Origin of the sequence: Hymenobacter citatus (genome assembly GCF_014333615.1) — a bacterium.
Taxonomy (GTDB): domain Bacteria; phylum Bacteroidota; class Bacteroidia; order Cytophagales; family Hymenobacteraceae; genus Hymenobacter; species Hymenobacter citatus.
Genome location: NZ_JACSCY010000005.1, coordinates 192,466 through 209,040, shown reverse-complemented (window position 1 = coordinate 209,040; position 16,575 = coordinate 192,466). Strand labels below are relative to the sequence as shown.

Below are 16,575 nucleotides of genomic sequence, written 5' to 3'. Positions count from 1 at the left end.
CCTGAGTACCATCAGACGGCGCTAGTTAAACCGCCCAAAACCGCATTTCCAACGAAATACGCGTGGCATCGGCATTCAGATTCAACGCCCCACCGTGCAGGAGGTAGGGCGAAAATAGCAATACTTCGTCGGGGCCTGGGTTGGGCCGCACCAGCTCCAACGGCTCGTTGGCACCGTTTAGGGCGGGCACGCTGTAGGTAGTGCCGTTGTAAATGGCCCCACCCGACGTGCGCTCGGTGCGGCTCTCGGGCGCCAAGGTTAGGGAAGAATCCGTTGTACTACTCCCTACCAGGAAGTATTTTCGGCAGCTATCAGAAAGAACGCTACTATCTACCCGCCCGGCGGTGAGGTCGGTGTCGGTGGCAAGGAGTACCCGGTCGTCGGCTGGCTGACTGGCGCCCTCAATCTGGTACTCTACTTTCTGTTGCTGAATCCGGATATGCATACGTACTATTATAAACTGCCTTTTAGCTGGCTGAGTGGGCTGGTAAAAGTACTGAACTGCGTTGTACGGAATGGTTTTTACTGCCCAGCAAGAAAGCCCTGCTCCGGCAGACCGGAACAGGGCTTTCAGCATACTGTAGAGACGCATATTTGCGTCTCGTCGTTGAAGGCGTCAAAAATCGACCACACGGTGCGGACGACGAGACGCAAGTATGCGTCTCTACATCGACCCAACGAAATCTACACTAGCTCGCCGTACAGATCGAAGTCAGATGCCTCGTTGATTTTCACGGTAGCAAAGTCGCCTAGGCGCACGTGCGTGTCTTTGGTGGCGGGCACCAGCACCTCGTTATCTACCTCGGGCGAGTCGTACTGGGTGCGGCCCACGAAGTAGCCGCTCTCCTTACGGTCGAACAGCACCTTGTAGGTTTGCCCTACCTTCTGCTCGTTCAGCTCCAACGAAATGCCCTGTTGCAGCTCCATAATCTGGTCGGCGCGGTCCTGCTTCGTTTCGGCGGGCACGTTGTCATCCAAGGTATAGGCGTGGGTGCTTTCCTCGTGCGAGTACGTGAAGATGCCCAGGCGGTCGAACTTCGTATCGGCCACCCATTGGTACAGTTCCTCGAAATCCTGCTGCGTCTCGCCGGGGTGGCCGGCAATGAGGGTAGTGCGCAGGGCAATATCCGGCACGCGCTGGCGCATAGTATCTACCAGCTCTATAGTGCGGCGCTTGCTGATGCCGCGGCGCATGGTTTTCAGCATATTATCCGAAATATGCTGCAAGGGCATATCCAGGTATTTGCAAATGTTCTCGCGCTCGGCCATTACCGTCAGGGCCTCCATCGGGAACTGCGAGGGGTAGGCGTACTGCATCCGAATCCACTCGATGCCCTCCACGTCGGAGAGGTGGCGGAGCAGGTCGGGCAGCTTCCGCTCGCCGTAGGCTTGCAGACCGTAGTAGGTGAGGTCCTGCGCAATGAGAATCAGCTCTTTAGTGCCCATGCTAGCCAGGCGCTTAGCCTCGCGCACCAAGTCCTCAATAGAGCGGTCGGTGTGCTTGCCGCGCATTAGCGGGATGGCGCAAAACGAGCACGGCCGGTTGCAGCCCTCGGCAATCTTGAAGTAGGCGTAGTGCGAAGGCGTCGTAATCAGCCGCTCGCCTACCAGCTCGTGCTGGTAGTTGGCCTCCAGCTTTTTCATCAGCTGGGGCATTTCCAGGGTGCCGAAGTACGCGTCTACCTGCGGAATCTCGGTTTCCAGCTCGTCTTTGTAGCGCTGCGAGAGGCAGCCCATCACGTAGAGCTTATCCAGGCGGCCGGCTTCCTTCTCGTCGGCGTAGCGCAGAATCGTGTCAATGCTCTCCTGCTTGGCGTTATCGATAAAGCCGCAGGTGTTCACAATCACGATGTTGGCGTCGTTGGTCTCCGCCTCGTGCGTCACGTCGAACTGGTTGGCGCGCAGCTGCCCCATCAGCACCTCCGAATCCACTAGGTTCTTGGAGCAACCTAGGGTAATCACGTTGACCTTATTGGCTTTCTGGCCTCTTACTTTCATGCTTACTTATTATTGCGCTTTGTCATCCTGAGCGGAGCGAAGGACCTTTTCACGTTGCACAACTGGCGTAGCAACGACAATCGTTCAACGTGAGAAGGTCCTTCGCTCCGCTCAGGATGACAAATCGACTTTATTTCTTGCTAAACAGCGAGTTGACGTAAGTGTGCTTGTCAAAAAGCTGCAAATCCGTCATCTTCTCGCCTACCCCGATATAGCGCACCGGCACGTTCAGCTGGTCCGAAATACCAATGACCACCCCGCCCTTGGCCGTGCCGTCGAGCTTGGTGATGGCCAGGGCCGATACCTCAGTGGCTTTGGTGAACTCCTTGGCTTGCAGGAAGGCGTTCTGGCCGGTGCTGCCGTCGAGCACAAGCAGGACCTCGTGGGGCGCGTCGGGAATTACTTTCTGCATTACGCGCTTGATCTTGCTCAGCTCGTTCATTAGGTTCACCTTGTTGTGCAGGCGCCCGGCCGTGTCGATAATTACTACGTCGGCCTGCATATCCACGCCCTTCTTCACGGCGTCGTAGGCTACGGAGGCGGGGTCGGTGTTCATGCCGTGCGAAATCACCGGCACGCCTACCCGTTCCCCCCAGATGATAAGCTGGTCCACAGCCGCTGCCCGGAACGTATCGGCAGCGCCGAGTACTACCTTCTTGCCGGCGCTATGGAAACGGTGCGCCAGCTTGCCGATGGTTGTGGTTTTGCCTACCCCGTTCACGCCGACTACCATAATCACGTAGGGTTGGCCGGTGTTGTCGGGGCGGTCAAGGAGGGCCAGGGAGCCGGACTTGTTGTTGATTAGCAACCCGGCAATTTCCTCGCGCAGAATGCGGTCCAGGTCGCCGGTGCTCACATACTTGTCGCGGGCCACGCGCTTCTCGATGCGGTCAATCACCTTCACCGTCGTGTCGATGCCTACATCTGCGTGCACCAGCAGCGTTTCCAGGTCGTCGAGCACGGCTTCGTCCACGGTGCTTTTGCCCACCACGGCCTTGCTGAGCTGGTCGAAGAAGTTGGTCTTGGTCTTCTGCAACCCTTCATCCAGCGCCTGCTGTTGCTCTTTGCTCTCTTTATCCTTCTTGAAAAAGTCGAAAAGTCCCATGGGGGGTCTTGGGGTCTTAGGGTCTTGGGGTCTTGGAATAGGGTAGGGCTGACTGATGTACTGCGTTGCAGTCATGCGGTATGACGCGCAATACGCTTATCAGCAGAGAACCTAAGACCCCAAGATCCTAAGTCCCCAAGACCCTAACACGCAAAAAAGTCCCACGGTTGGCGGGACTTCTTCACGTTGGTTGGGTAGCCACGAATGGCGCCAAATTACTTGGTGCCCGAAGCCAGATACTCCTGCACTTTGTCCACCAGCACCATCTCTTCGCGGAAGGTATAGGCACCAGTTTTGGGGGATTTTACGGCGCGAATCACTTTCGCCCAGTCTTTACCGCCCGATACTTTCAGGGTTGCTACTACTTTCTTAGCCATTGCTCAGGTTATTTGATTTCCTTGTGAACGGTCATCTTCTTGAGCACGGGGTTGAACTTCTTCAGCTCGATGCGCTCAGGGGTATTCTTACGATTCTTCGTGGTAATGTAGCGCGAGGTGCCCGGCTGACCCGAGGTCTTGTGCTCGGTGCACTCCAGGATTACCTGCACCCGGTTTCCTTTTTTAGCCATCTCGACTGTTGTTTTTGGATTAAGGACTGCAAAGGTACTGGCTTTTCCGGAATTGTCAAACCCTCAGGCTATAAGAAATATAGCCTTTGTTTAATTCCGAGGTGGCCTACCCATTACAAGTCCCGCAGTCGGGCACCCGCAACAGGTACGTAGCAGCCGCTGATAAAGCTAGTAAACGATGAAGCCTTGCTCCTTGGCCTTCTTCAGCACCGACATGATGCCGTTCTTGTTGATCGTGCGGATAGTAGAAGCTGCTACTTTCAGCGTAACCCAGGCGTCCTGCTCCGGAATGTAGAAGCGCTTCTTTTGCAGGTTGGGGTAGAACTTACGCTTGGTCTTATTGTTGGCGTGCGAAACGTTGTTACCCACACGGGTACGCTTGCCGGTCAGATCACAAACTCGGGCCATGATATTGAGGAACTTAGAGGTTTCTATGTCAGAAAAAGGGACGCAAAGATCGGTATTTATCCGAGAAAAGCAAACCGGAGCGCTGAAAAATAGATGGTTAGCTATCAGAAGGTTCTGCTGAGTGAGACTTTTTCTCACGCCCGTAGCCCCAGGGGCAGTGCCGGCAGCGGCTTTTACAGCAAGTGCCACGCCGCCGGTGGTACTGTTCCGTAAACACCATCAGCCCTTCGGGCGTAAAATAGTAGTCGCCGGGCTGTAGGGGTAGGGGCGTAGTAGACATTGCGAAGACAAAGGTACGTTAGCTTACCGGCCCGAGGCCACATCTGCCCGCATTCGGCGTATCCTTGCTAGTTTGGGTGCCTACTTTAGGGCGACGTGGTCCGAGAGTAACCCGTTGTTTATTATACATGACTGCAACCGTACTATTTCGTGTGTCGCTGCTGCTTGGTTTGCTGACTGGCGTTGCTCCGGTAGCGCAGGCACAACAAAAGCCTGCCAACAATGCGCCATTGGCGGCCCACGCGCCTACCGACCAGCCGCTGGCCTTTGCCACTACCGACGCGGCCCGGCGCCTGCGTGAACTGGATATGCAGATTGCCAGCGCCGTGAAGCAAGCCCGTACTACCCTGCCCAGTGTAAAAAAACGCTTCCAAACCGGCCTACCTGAGGAGCAAGTACTTTTCCTGACTACGCGCCTCTATGACGCCGACGGCACCTTTGAACAAGTTTTCGTGCGGGTACGGACATGGTCGGGCACTACGGTGCAGGGTATCATCGCCAACGAGCTGCTCACCGTGCAGAGCTTCACCCAAGGCCAGCAAATTACTTTCCCCGAAAAAGCTGTGCTGGACTGGACCATCTCCCTGCCCGACGGCAGCGAGGAAGGAAACTTTGTGGGCAAGCTCTTGGACTCCCTACCCCGATAATGGACCAGGGCAAAGCCATTGCATTCCAAACTGCGTATGTTACTACCCACCTGATTGCTACCCATGACCACTACCTCCACTACCCGCAGCCAGGAGCTGATGCAGCTCGAAGATCAGTATGGTGCTCACAACTACCACCCGCTACCGGTGGTGCTCACGCGGGGCGAGGGTGCCCGGCTGTGGGACGTGGAGGGCAAGGAATACTACGATTTCCTCTCAGCCTACTCGGCGGTGAACCAGGGGCACTGTCACCCCCGCATCATCGGGGCCCTCACGGCGCAGGCCAAGCGCCTCACCCTCACGTCGCGGGCCTTCTTCAACGACCAGCTAGGCGAAGCAGAGCGGCAGCTATGCGAGCTGTTTGGGTACGACAAAGCGCTGCTGATGAATTCTGGTGCAGAGGCTGTAGAAACGGCCCTGAAACTAGCGCGCAAGTGGGGCTATGAGCAAAAAGGTATTGCTCCTAACGAGGCCGTTATCCTAGTAGCTGAGCACAACTTCCATGGCCGCACCACCGGCATCATCTCCTTCTCCACCGACCCCGACAGCACGGGTGGCTTCGGCCCCTACGTGCCCGGCTACCAGGTAGTGCCGTATGACGACTTGGATGCCCTGGCCGAAGCCGTGCAGAACCGCCACGTGTGTGCGTTTCTGGTCGAGCCTATTCAGGGGGAGGCCGGGGTAGTAGTGCCATCAGAAGGGTACCTGAAGAAAGCGTACGAGCTGTGTCACAAGCACAACGTGCTGTTCATTGCCGATGAAATCCAGACCGGACTGGGCCGTACGGGCAAGCTTTTGGCTACTTATTATGAAGACGTGCGCGCCGATGTGCTGGTGTTGGGCAAGGCGTTGAGCGGAGGCGTGCTACCCGTGTCGGCGGTGCTGGCCGATGATGCGGTGATGCTCACCATTCAGCCCGGCCAGCACGGCTCTACCTTTGGCGGCAACCCGCTGGCCTCGGTGGTGATGCGGGCAGCACTGGACGTGCTGCTCGACGAAAAACTCACTGAAAAAGCGGCTCAGTTGGGCGAAATATTTCGGGAACGGATGCGCCAGGTACAACAACAGCGTCCCAGGGTAGTAACGGAAGTACGAGGCAAAGGCCTGCTCAACGCCCTCGTGATACGGCCCGCTGCCGACGGCCGCACGGCCTGGGACGTGTGCGTGTCCTTGATGGAGCGCGGCGTGCTGGCCAAACCTACCCACGGCGACATCATCCGGTTTGCGCCGCCACTGGTGATTTCGGAGGCGCAGCTGCACGCTGCCTGCGATGTAATAGAAAGGGTGATTTTGGCGTTCTAATCAGGGGTTCTTTCGAGTGGCGCAGCCTGCGTATCTTTGCGCCGCCGTTGACGGTTTACTTACTTTATGATGAAGGCATTTCTATGGGGTTGCGGGTTGGTACCGGCGCTGCTGTTGGCGGGTTGCCAGAGCGAGCACAAAGTGCTGCTGCCGGAAACGACTGCCTACTCCCCACCGTGCCCATCTACCACCGATTCGGCTTTTGTTGCGCTATCTACTACCCCCGATAGTACAGCGCTGTTGAGTGTTGCGCTACCCTTTGTGGGCACGCGCAGCCGGCAGAAGCCTGCTGCTGCAAGAGCGCAGTTTCTGACCATAAGCCGCGCCTCGCGGGCTTTGCAATTGCCCCGACCGGCCGCCAAGTCAGAAGAAATCAGCCAAATCAGGCGGGCACACCGACAGCCGTTTCGCTTTCGGCAGCCGCAGGACGAGACCGAGGGCAATGCCTGGCTGGTGGCGCTGGGTGTAGTGCTGGTGGCTGCGGGCATTGTAGGTGGCCTGCTGATTGGCGGCGGCTTGGGTATTTTTGCAGGTATTGTGGTTGGCTTGTTGGGCTACTACTTCTTCATGCGCGGGTTGTTGGGGCCGCACGCCTGGCTGGAAACCATCCAGGAGCTGTTTCAGCTATAGGTATCTGGGTTTTGCGGAAGATAGCCTGAACTTTACAGGCAACGCGCTGTTATTTTGCCGTTGAATCATCCTCGCTTTCGCATGTCTATTATCCCCACGCACCGCCCGCGTCGCAACCGTAAGTCTCAGGTAATCCGCGATTTGGTGCAGGAAACCTCCCTGTCGGTACATGATTTTATTTACCCGCTGTTCATGATTGATGGGCAGAACAAGGAGGTAGAAGTGAAGTCGATGCCGGGTATTCACCGTTACTCACCCGACCGGATTATCGACGAAATTGGGCGCTGCGTGGAGCTGGGTATCAAGAGCTTTGCGCCGTTTCCGGGGCTGGAAGATTCCGTGAAGGACCGCCTGGCGCGTGAGTCGGCCAATCCCAACGGCCTGTACCTGCGCACCGTGGCCGACATCAAGCGGCAGTTTCCGGAGGTGGTCTTGATGACCGACGTGGCCATGGACCCCTACTCCTCGGACGGCCACGACGGCGTGGTAGACCCCGAGTCGGGCGAGATTCTCAACGATGCTACCCTGGAGGTGCTCGGCCAAATGGCCCTGGCCCAGGCCCGCGCCGGCGCCGACGTGATTGCGCCCTCCGACATGATGGACGGCCGCGTGGCCTGGATTCGGGACGTGCTGGACAAAAACGGGTTCAGCCACGTGAGCATCATGAGCTACACGGCTAAGTACGCTTCGGCTTTCTACGGCCCCTTCCGCGACGCGCTGGACTCGGCCCCCAAACGCGGCGACAAGAAAACCTACCAGATGAACCCTGCCAACCGTCGCGAAGCCCTGCGCGAGCTGGCCCTCGACGAGCAGGAAGGTGCCGATATGGTGATGGTGAAGCCTGCCCTCAGCTACCTCGACATCATCCGGGAAGTGCGCAATAACACCACCCTGCCCGTTACGGCCTACAACGTGTCGGGGGAGTATGCCGTGGTGAAAGCTGCCGCCCAACAAGGCTGGATTGATGGCGAAAAAACCATGATGGAAGTGCTGCTGAGCATCAAGCGCGCCGGCGCCGATGCCATCCTGACTTACTTCGCCAAGGAAGCCGCCGAAGTGTTGCGGCGAGGGTAGTTGATTGCATAAACGCTATGGCGGTCCGTCTACTCATCAGAAACGATGATTGGGCGGACTGTTTATTTTTGCCGTATGACGCTTCGCCTTGCTACCCCTACCGACATTCCCGCTATTCTCTCCCTCATCCGTCGGGTGGTGCCGCTGATGAATGCAGCCGGCAATTTTCAGTGGGAAGACTCCTACCCTAATGAAGCCGTATTTCAGCGCGACATTGCCCGGCAGCACCTATGGCTGGCAGAGTTGGATGGGCAGCTGGCCGGCATCGCCGCCCTCACCCACAACGACCAGGACGCCGAGTATGCCCAAGCCGACTGGGACGTGACCGAGCCCGCCCTCGTAACGCACCGCTTAGCCGTAGACCCGGCCGCGCAGGGTAGGGGCGTGGCCGCGGCGCTCCTGCAAAAAGCCGAGGAGCTGGCCCAGCAGCAAGGCTTGCGCGTACTGCGCGTAGACACCAACTCCGAAAACCAGGCCACCCAGCGTCTTTTCCCCAAACTGGGCTACCGTTTCGCCGGCGAAATCACGCTGGCGTTCCGGCCAGGACTGCGGTTTTTCTGCTATGAGAAGTGGGTAGGGTAGAACTACCCAGTAGGAGGCAGACCGTCCTTTGGACCAGCGGGAGAAGGGACGGTCTGCATTACTTTCCTTACTCCGGCAGCGCAAACTGCTGCAACGCCGTCAATTCCTTCTGAATCGTCTTTTCCCACTGGGCCTGCTTGGCAGCGATGGTGCTATTGGCCGTCTGGAGGCGGTATTGCTGGCGGCGCTTGGCCGCGGCGGCTGTCATCTGGGCGGCCGGGTCGGTTTTGGCTGAGGTGGGGGTAGGGGCGTCCGTGGGCGTGGCGGGCATCAGCTGGCGCAGCTTGCGGGCGTAAATTTCGGTGATGTCGAACAAGGTCTGCTGGAAGCGGAGCTGCTGCGCCACGTTGTGCGCCGGGTTAATGCTGGACTTGGAGCGTACCAGTCCGTTGCGTACGATGGTGCGCTTTTGCTTGGTGTAGAGGTTGGTACGCGTTTCGGTAGTGAGCTGAAACTCGGCCTTGCCGATGGTTTCTTTCTTCAGCTTCACGCCGAAATCCTGGGCCGTGAGGCGGTGCTTAGCGCTCCAGGGAATGACGTCGGGGGTAGTTTGGGCGAAGGCGGTAAGGCTGAGTAGGGAGAGTAGAAGGATATACAGTAGCTTCATGGGTAGGGAATAGGTGATACTGAAAAAACGTCTGTCATCCTGAGCCTGCGAAGGACTTTTTCACGCGTGAACGATTATCGTAACGACAATTCGCCCTACCCTGAAAAGGTCCTTCGACACTGGCTTGATGCGCCACATGCTCAGGATGACAAGAGGGTTCAACTAACCCACAAGTATAAGCACCCTCACTTACTAAACGGCCACCGCCGTTGCTGCCGGCTCCAGAGCAGAAACGCCACCGCGCCCAATGCCATCATGCCCAGCGCGGCCACTTGGAAATAAAGATTAAACCGAACCCCGCCCCACTCCACCGCCACCGGCGTGATGCCCACAAACACGAACAGCCACACGAGGATAACCAGGATGACGGGTAGGGGATACAGCGGCATCTTGAACGGCAGCGCCGCCGTGCCACGTCGACGCCGGAGCAACACCAGCCCCACCGCCTGGCCCACAAACTGCACCAGAATGCGCATGGCCAGAATGGCCGCAATCACCTCGCCCAGCCGAAACAACAAGCTGAACACAAAACCCACACCCCCCAGCAGCAGCAACGACACGTAGGGAAACTGCTTGGTAGGGTGCAGCTTGCCAAACACGGGCAAAAACTCGCCGTCGGCGGCCGCTGCGTAGGGAATGCGCGAGTAGCCCAGCAGCACCGCAAACAGCGAGGCAAACGCCACTAGCAGCACCATGGCCGTGGCTACGGTGGCAGCGGCCGGCCCGTACAGGCGCTCCACAAATACGCTCACGATAAACTGCGATTTGTCGCCGGCACCGCTTTGCCAGCTCTGCACTTCCTGCCACGGAATGACGGTGCCCACGCTCCAGTTCATCAGCAGGTACAGCCCCGCAATGCCCAGAATACTCAGAAAAATGCTGCGCGGAATCACTTTTTCCGGTTGTTTGATTTCGGCGCCCAAGTGGCATACGTTGTAGTAGCCGAGGTAGGAATAGATGGTATTGACGGCGGCGTGGCCCATAGCTCCCGAGAGCAGCAGCCCTGGCAAAGCCGGCATCCCACCCCCAGGTAGGATATCGACCGGGTGATGGGCGTGCGTGAGGCCGCCAAAAATCAGCCACCCCATCAGGGTCAATACGCCTACCCACAGCGCCACCCCCAGCTTGCCAATATCCTCGATGCGGCGGTAGAGCAGCGCAATAAGCAGCAGTACCACGCTGCCGGCCACCAGCTTGGGCTGCCACCACTCGGTGAGGGGCACGAGGTAGCCAAAATACTGGGCAAAGCCGATGGCACCCGAAGCCAGCACCAGCGGCGACTGAATAAGCGTTTGCCAGACGTACAGAAACGACATCAGCCTACCCCACTTTTGCTCGCCGTAGGCCAGCTTCAGGAAGCGGTAGCTACCGCCAGCCTCGGGGTAGGCCGCGCCCAACTCACTCCAAATCAGGCCATCTACAGCGGCTAGGCCAGCACCTACCAGCCACGCCAGCAAGAAGTTGGGGCCCATAAAGCCCATAACGAGCGGGAGGGTGACAAACGGCCCAATACCCACCATGTCTATCATATTAAGGGCGGTGGCCTGCACTAGGCCCAAGCGCCGCTGCAACGTAGGGACTAATGGGGTAGGGGAGTCTGGGTCGAGGTGAGCCATAAATAGTGGAAAGGGAGCGTGATGAGGGTAGAAAGCCGCGCCGCGCCGAAATGTTTGCCTAGTAGTGGATCTGCAGTGGCTGCGCCAACAACAGCAATTGGGCAGCAGGCATCTTTGCGCCGAAACCAACTCCTTTGCGGCACGTGCCCAAACCGCGCGTCTTAACCTTGCTCCGAGCCCCACCGTACAACCGAGTTACACATATCATCTACTATGGCCGGAAAATCATCCTCCAAGCTAGTTATTTACGGGGCTATTGGGGCCAATATTGCTATTGCCATTGCCAAGTTTGTGGCTACCTACTTCACGGGTAGCTCGGCTATGCTATCGGAAGGAATTCACTCACTGGTTGATAGCGGCAATGGGTTTTTGCTGCTCTACGGATTGCACCAAAGCCTGAAGCCCGCCTCCTTGGAATTTCCGTTTGGGCGCAGTAAAGAGTTGTATTTCTGGTCGTTAATTGTAGCCGTGCTGGTGTTTTCGGTAGGTGGCGGCATGTCGATTTATGAAGGCATTGAGCACCTGCGCGAGCCGGCCCCCATCACCGACCCTACCTGGAACTACTGGGTGCTGGGACTGGGTATCCTGTTCGAGGGCACGTCTTTCCTGATTGCCCTGCGCGAGTTCAACAGCAGCCGCGGGGTAGTGGGATTCTGGACGTCGTTGCGCCGCAGCAAAGACCCCTCCGTGTTTGCCATTCTGATGGAAGACTTCGCGGCGCTGATTGGCCTGGCCATTGCGCTACTGGGTGTGTACTTCGGGCACGCCCTCAACAATCCCTACCTCGACGGCGCGGCTTCCATCTGCATTGGGCTGTTGCTGGTGTGCGTGGCCGTGTTCCTGATCCGCGAAACCAAAGGCCTGCTCATTGGTGAAGGCGTAGACCGCGATACGCTCAACGACCTGCAACAGATTGCCCGTCAGCACGATGCCGTAGACCAGGTGCGGCCCCCACTCACTTCCTACCTTGGCCCCGAGGACGTTATCCTGGCCCTCGATGTGCAGTTCCGCCGCGACCTGAACGCCGTGGAAGTGGAGCAGGCCATCGACGATTTACAGGATGATATTCGGGAGAAATACCCGGAGTTCAAGCGCATTTTCATCGAAGCCAAGTCCCTCGGCCAAAAGCACCGCGCCACCGAAATCAGCGGCTCGTCGCAGTAAGTGGTGAGATGGTGAGTGGTGAAATAGTGAGTTTGATGTTCTGAATACGCCTCTGTGCAAGCTGCTCAGGTAGAACATCAAACTCACCATCTCACTATTTCACCATCTCACCACCAAACCCCTACCCTATGCCACACCACGACCACACCACGACCTCTCCTTTTCGCTCATTCTGGATGGCTGGCTATGAGTGCACCGACCAGCTGAACGCCTTCGGCAACCGGGTCGATTTCTTACCCCTCACGGGGCATTTGCAACTGATAGAGCAAGATTATCAGGACATTCAGCGCGAGTTTCATATCCAGACCGTGCGCGAAGGCATCCGCTGGAGCCAGATCGAGACCAAGCCCTACCATTATGACTGGAGCACCGTGCAAACCATGCTGGAAGTGGGCCAGCGCCTGGGCGTGCAGCAGATCTGGGACCTGTGCCACTTTGGCTACCCCGACGACCTGACGCCCCTGCACCCCATGTTTGCCCGACGCTTTGCCGCGCTGTGCCGGGCCTTTGTAGACTTCTACCGCCAGCAGCGCCCCGAGGGCGAGCTGATTGTGACGCCCATCAACGAGGTGAGCTTTATGTCGTGGCTGGGGGGCGATGTGCGCGGCACTTCGCCCTACTGCGTGGGGCAGGGCTGGGAGGTGAAGCGCGGGCTGATGCGTGCCTACATTGAAGGTGTGGTCGCCCTGCGTGAGGCCGACCCCGGCATTCGGATCTTGACCACCGAGCCGCTCATCAACGTGGTGCCGCGCCTGGGGGCGGGTAGGGCCGAGCGCCAGCGCTGCGTGGAGTTCACCAACAACCAGTTTCAGTCGGTGGATATGCTGGCCGGGCGCCTGTGTCCCGAGCTGGGCGGCCGCGAGGAGTACCTGGATATCCTGGGCTTCAACTTCTACTACGACAACCAGTGGCAGCTGGACCCGCACGAAACCATTGGCTGGGCCGATACGCCGGCCAACCCGCGCTGGACGCCCTTGCACAAGTTATTGCAAATGGCCCACCGCCGTTACGGCCGTCCCGTGGTGCTCACCGAAACCAGCCACCCCGGCATCGACCGGCCCAAGTGGTGGCACTACATTGGCCAGGAGTGTGCCCAGGCCCTGCAAGCGGGCGTGCCGCTGTGGGGCGTGTGTTGCTACCCCATCATCGACCGGCCCGACTGGGACTTCCTCGATAACTGGCACCGCTCGGGCCTGTGGGATGCCGAGCTGCGGCCCGATGGTCCGCCGCTTCGTATCTTAGATCGGCCTTCGGCCGAGGCGCTCCGGCAGGCACAGGCCACCGTGGCCAACGCCCGGCCCCGACGGCAGCCCAAACCGGTGCTTTCTTTTTCCTAACCTCCGAATTTGCTACCCACAGTGCCTCATTCGATTACCCCCGTTCCGCTTTCTACCCCACCCGCCCGCACACCCCACGCTGAGGTGCACTTCAGCCCCCACGACGACTGCGCGGGTGCCATCCAGCGCTTTATCGGACGCGCTGCCGAAACGCTGGACGTGTGCGTGTTCACGATTGCCGACGACCGGCTGACGGCGGCCCTGCTAGAGGCGCACCAGCGCGGCGTGCATGTGCGCATCCTCACTGACAACGATAAGCTGGAGGACTTAGGCTCCGACATCCGCCAGTTACATAAAGCCGGCATTAACGTGCACGTCGACCGCACCGAGAACCACATGCACCACAAGTTTGCCGTAGCCGACAACCAGTCGGTACTCACGGGCAGCTACAACTGGACGCGCTCGGCTGCCCACTACAACCAGGAAAACCTGCTCATCACCGACGACCCCGCCATCGTGCGTCCCTACGACCGCGAGTTTGAGCGCCTCTGGAGCAGCATGGCGCGGTTTGAGGGGTAGAGAAGTGGTGAAATGGTGAGTTTGTGAAATGGTGAGTTTTTCGTTCTGTCATCCTGAGCTTGCGAAGGACCTTATCACGTTGAACGACAGGCGTAACAACGACTCGCTTTCACGTTTATCGTTCTCACGTGATAAGGTCCTTCACAAGCTCAGGATGACAGAACGAAAAACTCACCATTTCACAAACTCACCATTTCACCACTTCCCCAATATGCCTGACGCCTACCTTCCTACCCCAATAGGCCTGCTAGCTTTGCGCGGCTCCAATGCGGGTCTGGCTGCGGTGACTTTTTTAGATGAGCCGCACGGCCAGGCGCCTACCCCCGCGGCAGATGTGCCCGAGTGCCTGCGTGAGGCACACCGCCAACTTATGGCCTACTTTGCGGGCGAGCTGCGGGAATTCAATCTGACGTATCATTTCGAGAAAGGCACTGATTTTCAACGGCAAGTGTGGGCGGCGCTGCTGGGGGTAGGCTACGGCCGTACGGCGTCCTACCTCGATTTGGCCCGGCAATTGGGCAACCCCGGCGCGGTGCGGGCCGTGGGCGCGGCCAATGGGCAAAACCCTTTAGGAATTGTGCTACCCTGCCACCGCATCATTGGGACCAATGGTCAGCTAACGGGCTATGCCGGCGGGCTGCACCGCAAGAAATGGCTGCTGCGCCACGAGCGGCCAACCGGGCAGGGCGAGCTGTTCTGAAGGAAGTAGCTCTTAGCTGCTGGCTATTGGCTGTTAGCTTTTTTGCCAACTTGCACCACTGCATACGCAAAGCAGCAGACGTTTACTTTTATCAACTGCTGCATGTGGCCGCCAGAACGAAAGCCTACAAGCGCCTACCCTTACCAGAACAGCAGCTAGCAGCCAACAGCTAGTAGCTATCAGCCAAGTATATGTCCACTGCCCTTCTCCAGACCCCCGAAAGTACCCACCGCGTTTACCTGCAAGATTGCGACATGCTGGGCCACCTCAACAACGCCCGCTACCTCGATTACTTCCTCAACGCCCGCGAAGACCACACCACCCAGCACTACGCCCTCAACCTGGGCCAACTAGCGCAGCAGCAAAATGCGGGCTGGGTTATCACCAAACACCACATCAGCTACCTGCGGCCGGCGCGCCACGGCGAGGTAGTGCGCATCCGCACCCAACTCATCCACTTCGACAACTCCAACCTGGTGGTAGAGATGCAGATGCTGCACGAAGATGGCCTGCGCCTAAAAGCCGTGCTGTGGTCGGAACTGGCCTTTGTGCGGGTAGACAGCGGCACACGCGCCGACCACGCCGATGCTCTGATGGACATGCTGGAGCAACTGGATGTGGAAGAGGTGAACTACGACCCCGATGGCTTTGATGAGCGTGTGCGCCAGCTGCGCAAGGAACTGAAGCAGCTGCGTCGCGAGGGTGAGGAGTGAGACCTACGTAGCATAGCGTTTTGCAAGTACTAGGGCAAAATTTTATGCTTAACCCCTTGGTATAGGATACGTTGAATAGATAACAAGTGCAGCTTACGGTTGCGCTACTCTGTTTCTATAACACCACCCAAAACGCACCACACACCATGAGTATTTTTGGCAGCGATAAATTGAAAGGTAAGAAAGTAGCCATTGTGGCTACCGATGGCTTCGAGCAGGTAGAACTGACTGAGCCCAAGAAGTTTCTGGAAGACGAAGGCGCTCAAGTAGACGTCATCTCCCTGAAAAGCGGCTCTATTAAGGGTTGGGATAAAACCGACTGGGGCAAGAAAGTAGACGTAGACAAAGTAATCGACGACGCGAAAGTGGCCGACTACGATGCCCTAGTGCTACCCGGTGGCCAAATCAACCCCGATAAGCTGCGCGTAGAGCAAAGCGTAGTGGATTTTGTGGGCGAGTTTGCCCGCTCCGGCAAAACCGTAGCCGCCATCTGCCACGGTCCCTGGACGCTGATTGAAACTGGCTTCGTAAGCGGCAAGCATATGACGAGCTACCCCAGCATCAAAACCGACCTGAAAAACGCCGGCGCCCAGTGGTCCGACGAAACGGTAGTAGTGGATGGTAACCTCATCACCAGCCGCAACCCCGATGATATTCCGAACTTCAATAAGAAGATTAAAGAAGCCTTGATAGGCGAAACGGTAGAAGCCTAACGTCCTACTATAGAAATACAAAGCCCCGGCTGCTCAGCAGCCGGGGCTTTGTATTTCCATCCTATGCCTAGCCTACCAGTTGTAGAAGCTGCGCCGCAAAGCGGTGGTAGATTAAATAAAGCCCGCTATCAAACAGCAGCAGAAAACCACCCTGTAGCCACAACGACCGGCCAAAGCCTAGTAGCCGGACTGGCTTCGGGTCGGTAGCGGCGCGGGCTTGTAGCCAGCTGCCAATGCACAGGTAAGCCACATCGAGGCCCAAGTTCAGCACCAACAGCTTCTCGAAGTTGAACTGCGCCGTGAGGCTATCGGCTAGGCTAAGGCTGCCTACCCCGTAAGGGTTGGCGCGCAGCAGCCCTGCCACGGCTAGCAACAGATTCACCACGTTCCAGCCCACATTCATCAAATGAAAATGATGCAGCACAGTGCGCGCATCGGTGCGGGCCACAAAGTAGCCACTCACTAACAGGTTCAGCAACGCCCAGCCGCCCAGCACGGCCATAGCCCGCTCGGCCAAAAGCTCGCGGGCTTGGTTGATGGCGGGTAGGGCTGCCGTAACCAAGAGTAGGGTAGAAGCCATGCGAGGTTGAAAAAAGCCCTAACAAAAAAGGAA

21 protein-coding genes are annotated in these 16,575 nt (G+C 57.9%); 11 read left to right on the top strand and 10 right to left on the bottom strand.

Annotated elements, in window-relative coordinates:
* Window positions 1-25: 25 nt before the first annotated feature.
* From H8B15_RS09020 to H8B15_RS08990, 7 genes are all read right to left on the bottom strand, one after another.
* Entirely contained in the window at window positions 26-445 is a 420-nt protein-coding gene (locus tag H8B15_RS09020; RefSeq protein ID WP_187319346.1) for a hypothetical protein, read from the bottom strand.
* Window positions 446-684: 239 nt separating this feature from the next.
* Window positions 685-1,998 carry a 30S ribosomal protein S12 methylthiotransferase RimO gene (gene rimO / locus H8B15_RS09015; protein ID WP_187319345.1) on the bottom strand — a complete coding sequence of 438 codons (1,314 nt, stop codon included), beginning with the start codon at window positions 1,996-1,998 and terminating at the stop codon, window positions 685-687.
* Between the two features lie 130 nt (window positions 1,999-2,128).
* Window positions 2,129-3,103, bottom strand: a complete 975-nt coding sequence (gene ftsY / locus H8B15_RS09010; protein ID WP_187319344.1) for a signal recognition particle-docking protein FtsY — start codon at window positions 3,101-3,103, stop codon at window positions 2,129-2,131.
* A gap of 215 nt (window positions 3,104-3,318) precedes the next feature.
* Window positions 3,319-3,480, bottom strand: coding sequence for a DUF4295 domain-containing protein (locus tag H8B15_RS09005; protein ID WP_185281705.1), 162 nt, complete (start codon window positions 3,478-3,480; stop codon window positions 3,319-3,321).
* An 8-nt stretch (window positions 3,481-3,488) separates the two neighbouring features.
* Window positions 3,489-3,671, bottom strand: a complete 183-nt coding sequence (rpmG, locus tag H8B15_RS09000; protein WP_185281704.1) for a 50S ribosomal protein L33 — start codon at window positions 3,669-3,671, stop codon at window positions 3,489-3,491.
* Between the two features lie 168 nt (window positions 3,672-3,839).
* Entirely contained in the window at window positions 3,840-4,079 is a 240-nt protein-coding gene (gene rpmB / locus H8B15_RS08995; protein WP_110976335.1) for a 50S ribosomal protein L28, read from the bottom strand.
* Between the two features lie 97 nt (window positions 4,080-4,176).
* Window positions 4,177-4,359 carry a C1orf53 family protein gene (locus H8B15_RS08990; protein WP_187319343.1) on the bottom strand — a complete coding sequence of 61 codons (183 nt, stop codon included), beginning with the start codon at window positions 4,357-4,359 and terminating at the stop codon, window positions 4,177-4,179.
* A 127-nt stretch (window positions 4,360-4,486) separates the two neighbouring features.
* On the opposite strand from H8B15_RS08990, the gene H8B15_RS08985 reads away from it, so the two are divergent.
* From H8B15_RS08985 to H8B15_RS08965, 5 genes are all read left to right on the top strand, one after another.
* Window positions 4,487-5,005: a DUF2314 domain-containing protein gene (locus H8B15_RS08985; RefSeq protein WP_187319342.1), complete on the top strand. Its 519-nt coding sequence runs from the start codon at window positions 4,487-4,489 to the stop codon at window positions 5,003-5,005.
* Window positions 5,006-5,068: 63 nt separating this feature from the next.
* Window positions 5,069-6,307, top strand: a complete 1,239-nt coding sequence (rocD, locus tag H8B15_RS08980; protein ID WP_187319341.1) for an ornithine--oxo-acid transaminase — start codon at window positions 5,069-5,071, stop codon at window positions 6,305-6,307.
* 66 nt (window positions 6,308-6,373) lie between these two features.
* Complete coding sequence (locus tag H8B15_RS08975; protein WP_187319340.1) at window positions 6,374-6,937, top strand: hypothetical protein; 564 nt, start codon at window positions 6,374-6,376, stop codon at window positions 6,935-6,937.
* Window positions 6,938-7,018: 81 nt separating this feature from the next.
* Window positions 7,019-8,011, top strand: a complete 993-nt coding sequence (hemB, locus tag H8B15_RS08970) for a porphobilinogen synthase (RefSeq protein WP_187319339.1) — start codon at window positions 7,019-7,021, stop codon at window positions 8,009-8,011.
* 75 nt (window positions 8,012-8,086) lie between these two features.
* Entirely contained in the window at window positions 8,087-8,593 is a 507-nt protein-coding gene (locus H8B15_RS08965) for a GNAT family N-acetyltransferase (RefSeq protein ID WP_187319338.1), read from the top strand.
* Window positions 8,594-8,660: 67 nt separating this feature from the next.
* Here the strand turns inward: H8B15_RS08965 and H8B15_RS08960 are convergent, their stop codons facing one another.
* Together H8B15_RS08960 and H8B15_RS08955 are read right to left on the bottom strand one after the other, a co-directional pair.
* A complete protein-coding gene (locus H8B15_RS08960; protein WP_187319337.1) occupies window positions 8,661-9,200 on the bottom strand; it encodes a hypothetical protein in 540 nt (179 codons plus the stop codon).
* A gap of 185 nt (window positions 9,201-9,385) precedes the next feature.
* Window positions 9,386-10,816, bottom strand: coding sequence for an APC family permease (locus tag H8B15_RS08955; RefSeq protein WP_187319336.1), 1,431 nt, complete (start codon window positions 10,814-10,816; stop codon window positions 9,386-9,388).
* 213 nt (window positions 10,817-11,029) lie between these two features.
* Between H8B15_RS08955 and H8B15_RS08950 the strand changes: the two genes are divergently transcribed.
* The 6 genes from H8B15_RS08950 (at window position 11,030) to H8B15_RS08925 (ending at window position 15,962) form a co-directional block, all read left to right on the top strand.
* Window positions 11,030-11,980, top strand: coding sequence for a cation diffusion facilitator family transporter (locus H8B15_RS08950; protein WP_187319335.1), 951 nt, complete (start codon window positions 11,030-11,032; stop codon window positions 11,978-11,980).
* 128 nt (window positions 11,981-12,108) lie between these two features.
* Complete coding sequence (locus tag H8B15_RS08945) at window positions 12,109-13,317, top strand: amine oxidase (RefSeq protein WP_187319334.1); 1,209 nt, start codon at window positions 12,109-12,111, stop codon at window positions 13,315-13,317.
* 21 nt (window positions 13,318-13,338) lie between these two features.
* Window positions 13,339-13,836 carry a phospholipase D-like domain-containing protein gene (locus H8B15_RS08940; RefSeq protein WP_187319333.1) on the top strand — a complete coding sequence of 166 codons (498 nt, stop codon included), beginning with the start codon at window positions 13,339-13,341 and terminating at the stop codon, window positions 13,834-13,836.
* 211 nt (window positions 13,837-14,047) lie between these two features.
* Window positions 14,048-14,536: a methylated-DNA--[protein]-cysteine S-methyltransferase gene (locus tag H8B15_RS08935; RefSeq protein ID WP_187319332.1), complete on the top strand. Its 489-nt coding sequence runs from the start codon at window positions 14,048-14,050 to the stop codon at window positions 14,534-14,536.
* 191 nt (window positions 14,537-14,727) lie between these two features.
* Window positions 14,728-15,249 (top strand): acyl-CoA thioesterase, encoded by a 522-nt coding sequence (locus tag H8B15_RS08930; RefSeq protein ID WP_187319331.1) that lies wholly within the window; start codon window positions 14,728-14,730, stop codon window positions 15,247-15,249.
* Window positions 15,250-15,395: 146 nt separating this feature from the next.
* Window positions 15,396-15,962 carry a type 1 glutamine amidotransferase domain-containing protein gene (locus H8B15_RS08925; RefSeq protein WP_187319330.1) on the top strand — a complete coding sequence of 189 codons (567 nt, stop codon included), beginning with the start codon at window positions 15,396-15,398 and terminating at the stop codon, window positions 15,960-15,962.
* 67 nt (window positions 15,963-16,029) lie between these two features.
* Here the strand turns inward: H8B15_RS08925 and H8B15_RS08920 are convergent, their stop codons facing one another.
* Complete coding sequence (locus H8B15_RS08920; RefSeq protein WP_187319329.1) at window positions 16,030-16,542, bottom strand: DUF6992 family protein; 513 nt, start codon at window positions 16,540-16,542, stop codon at window positions 16,030-16,032.
* Between the last annotated feature and the right edge of the window lie 33 nt (window positions 16,543-16,575).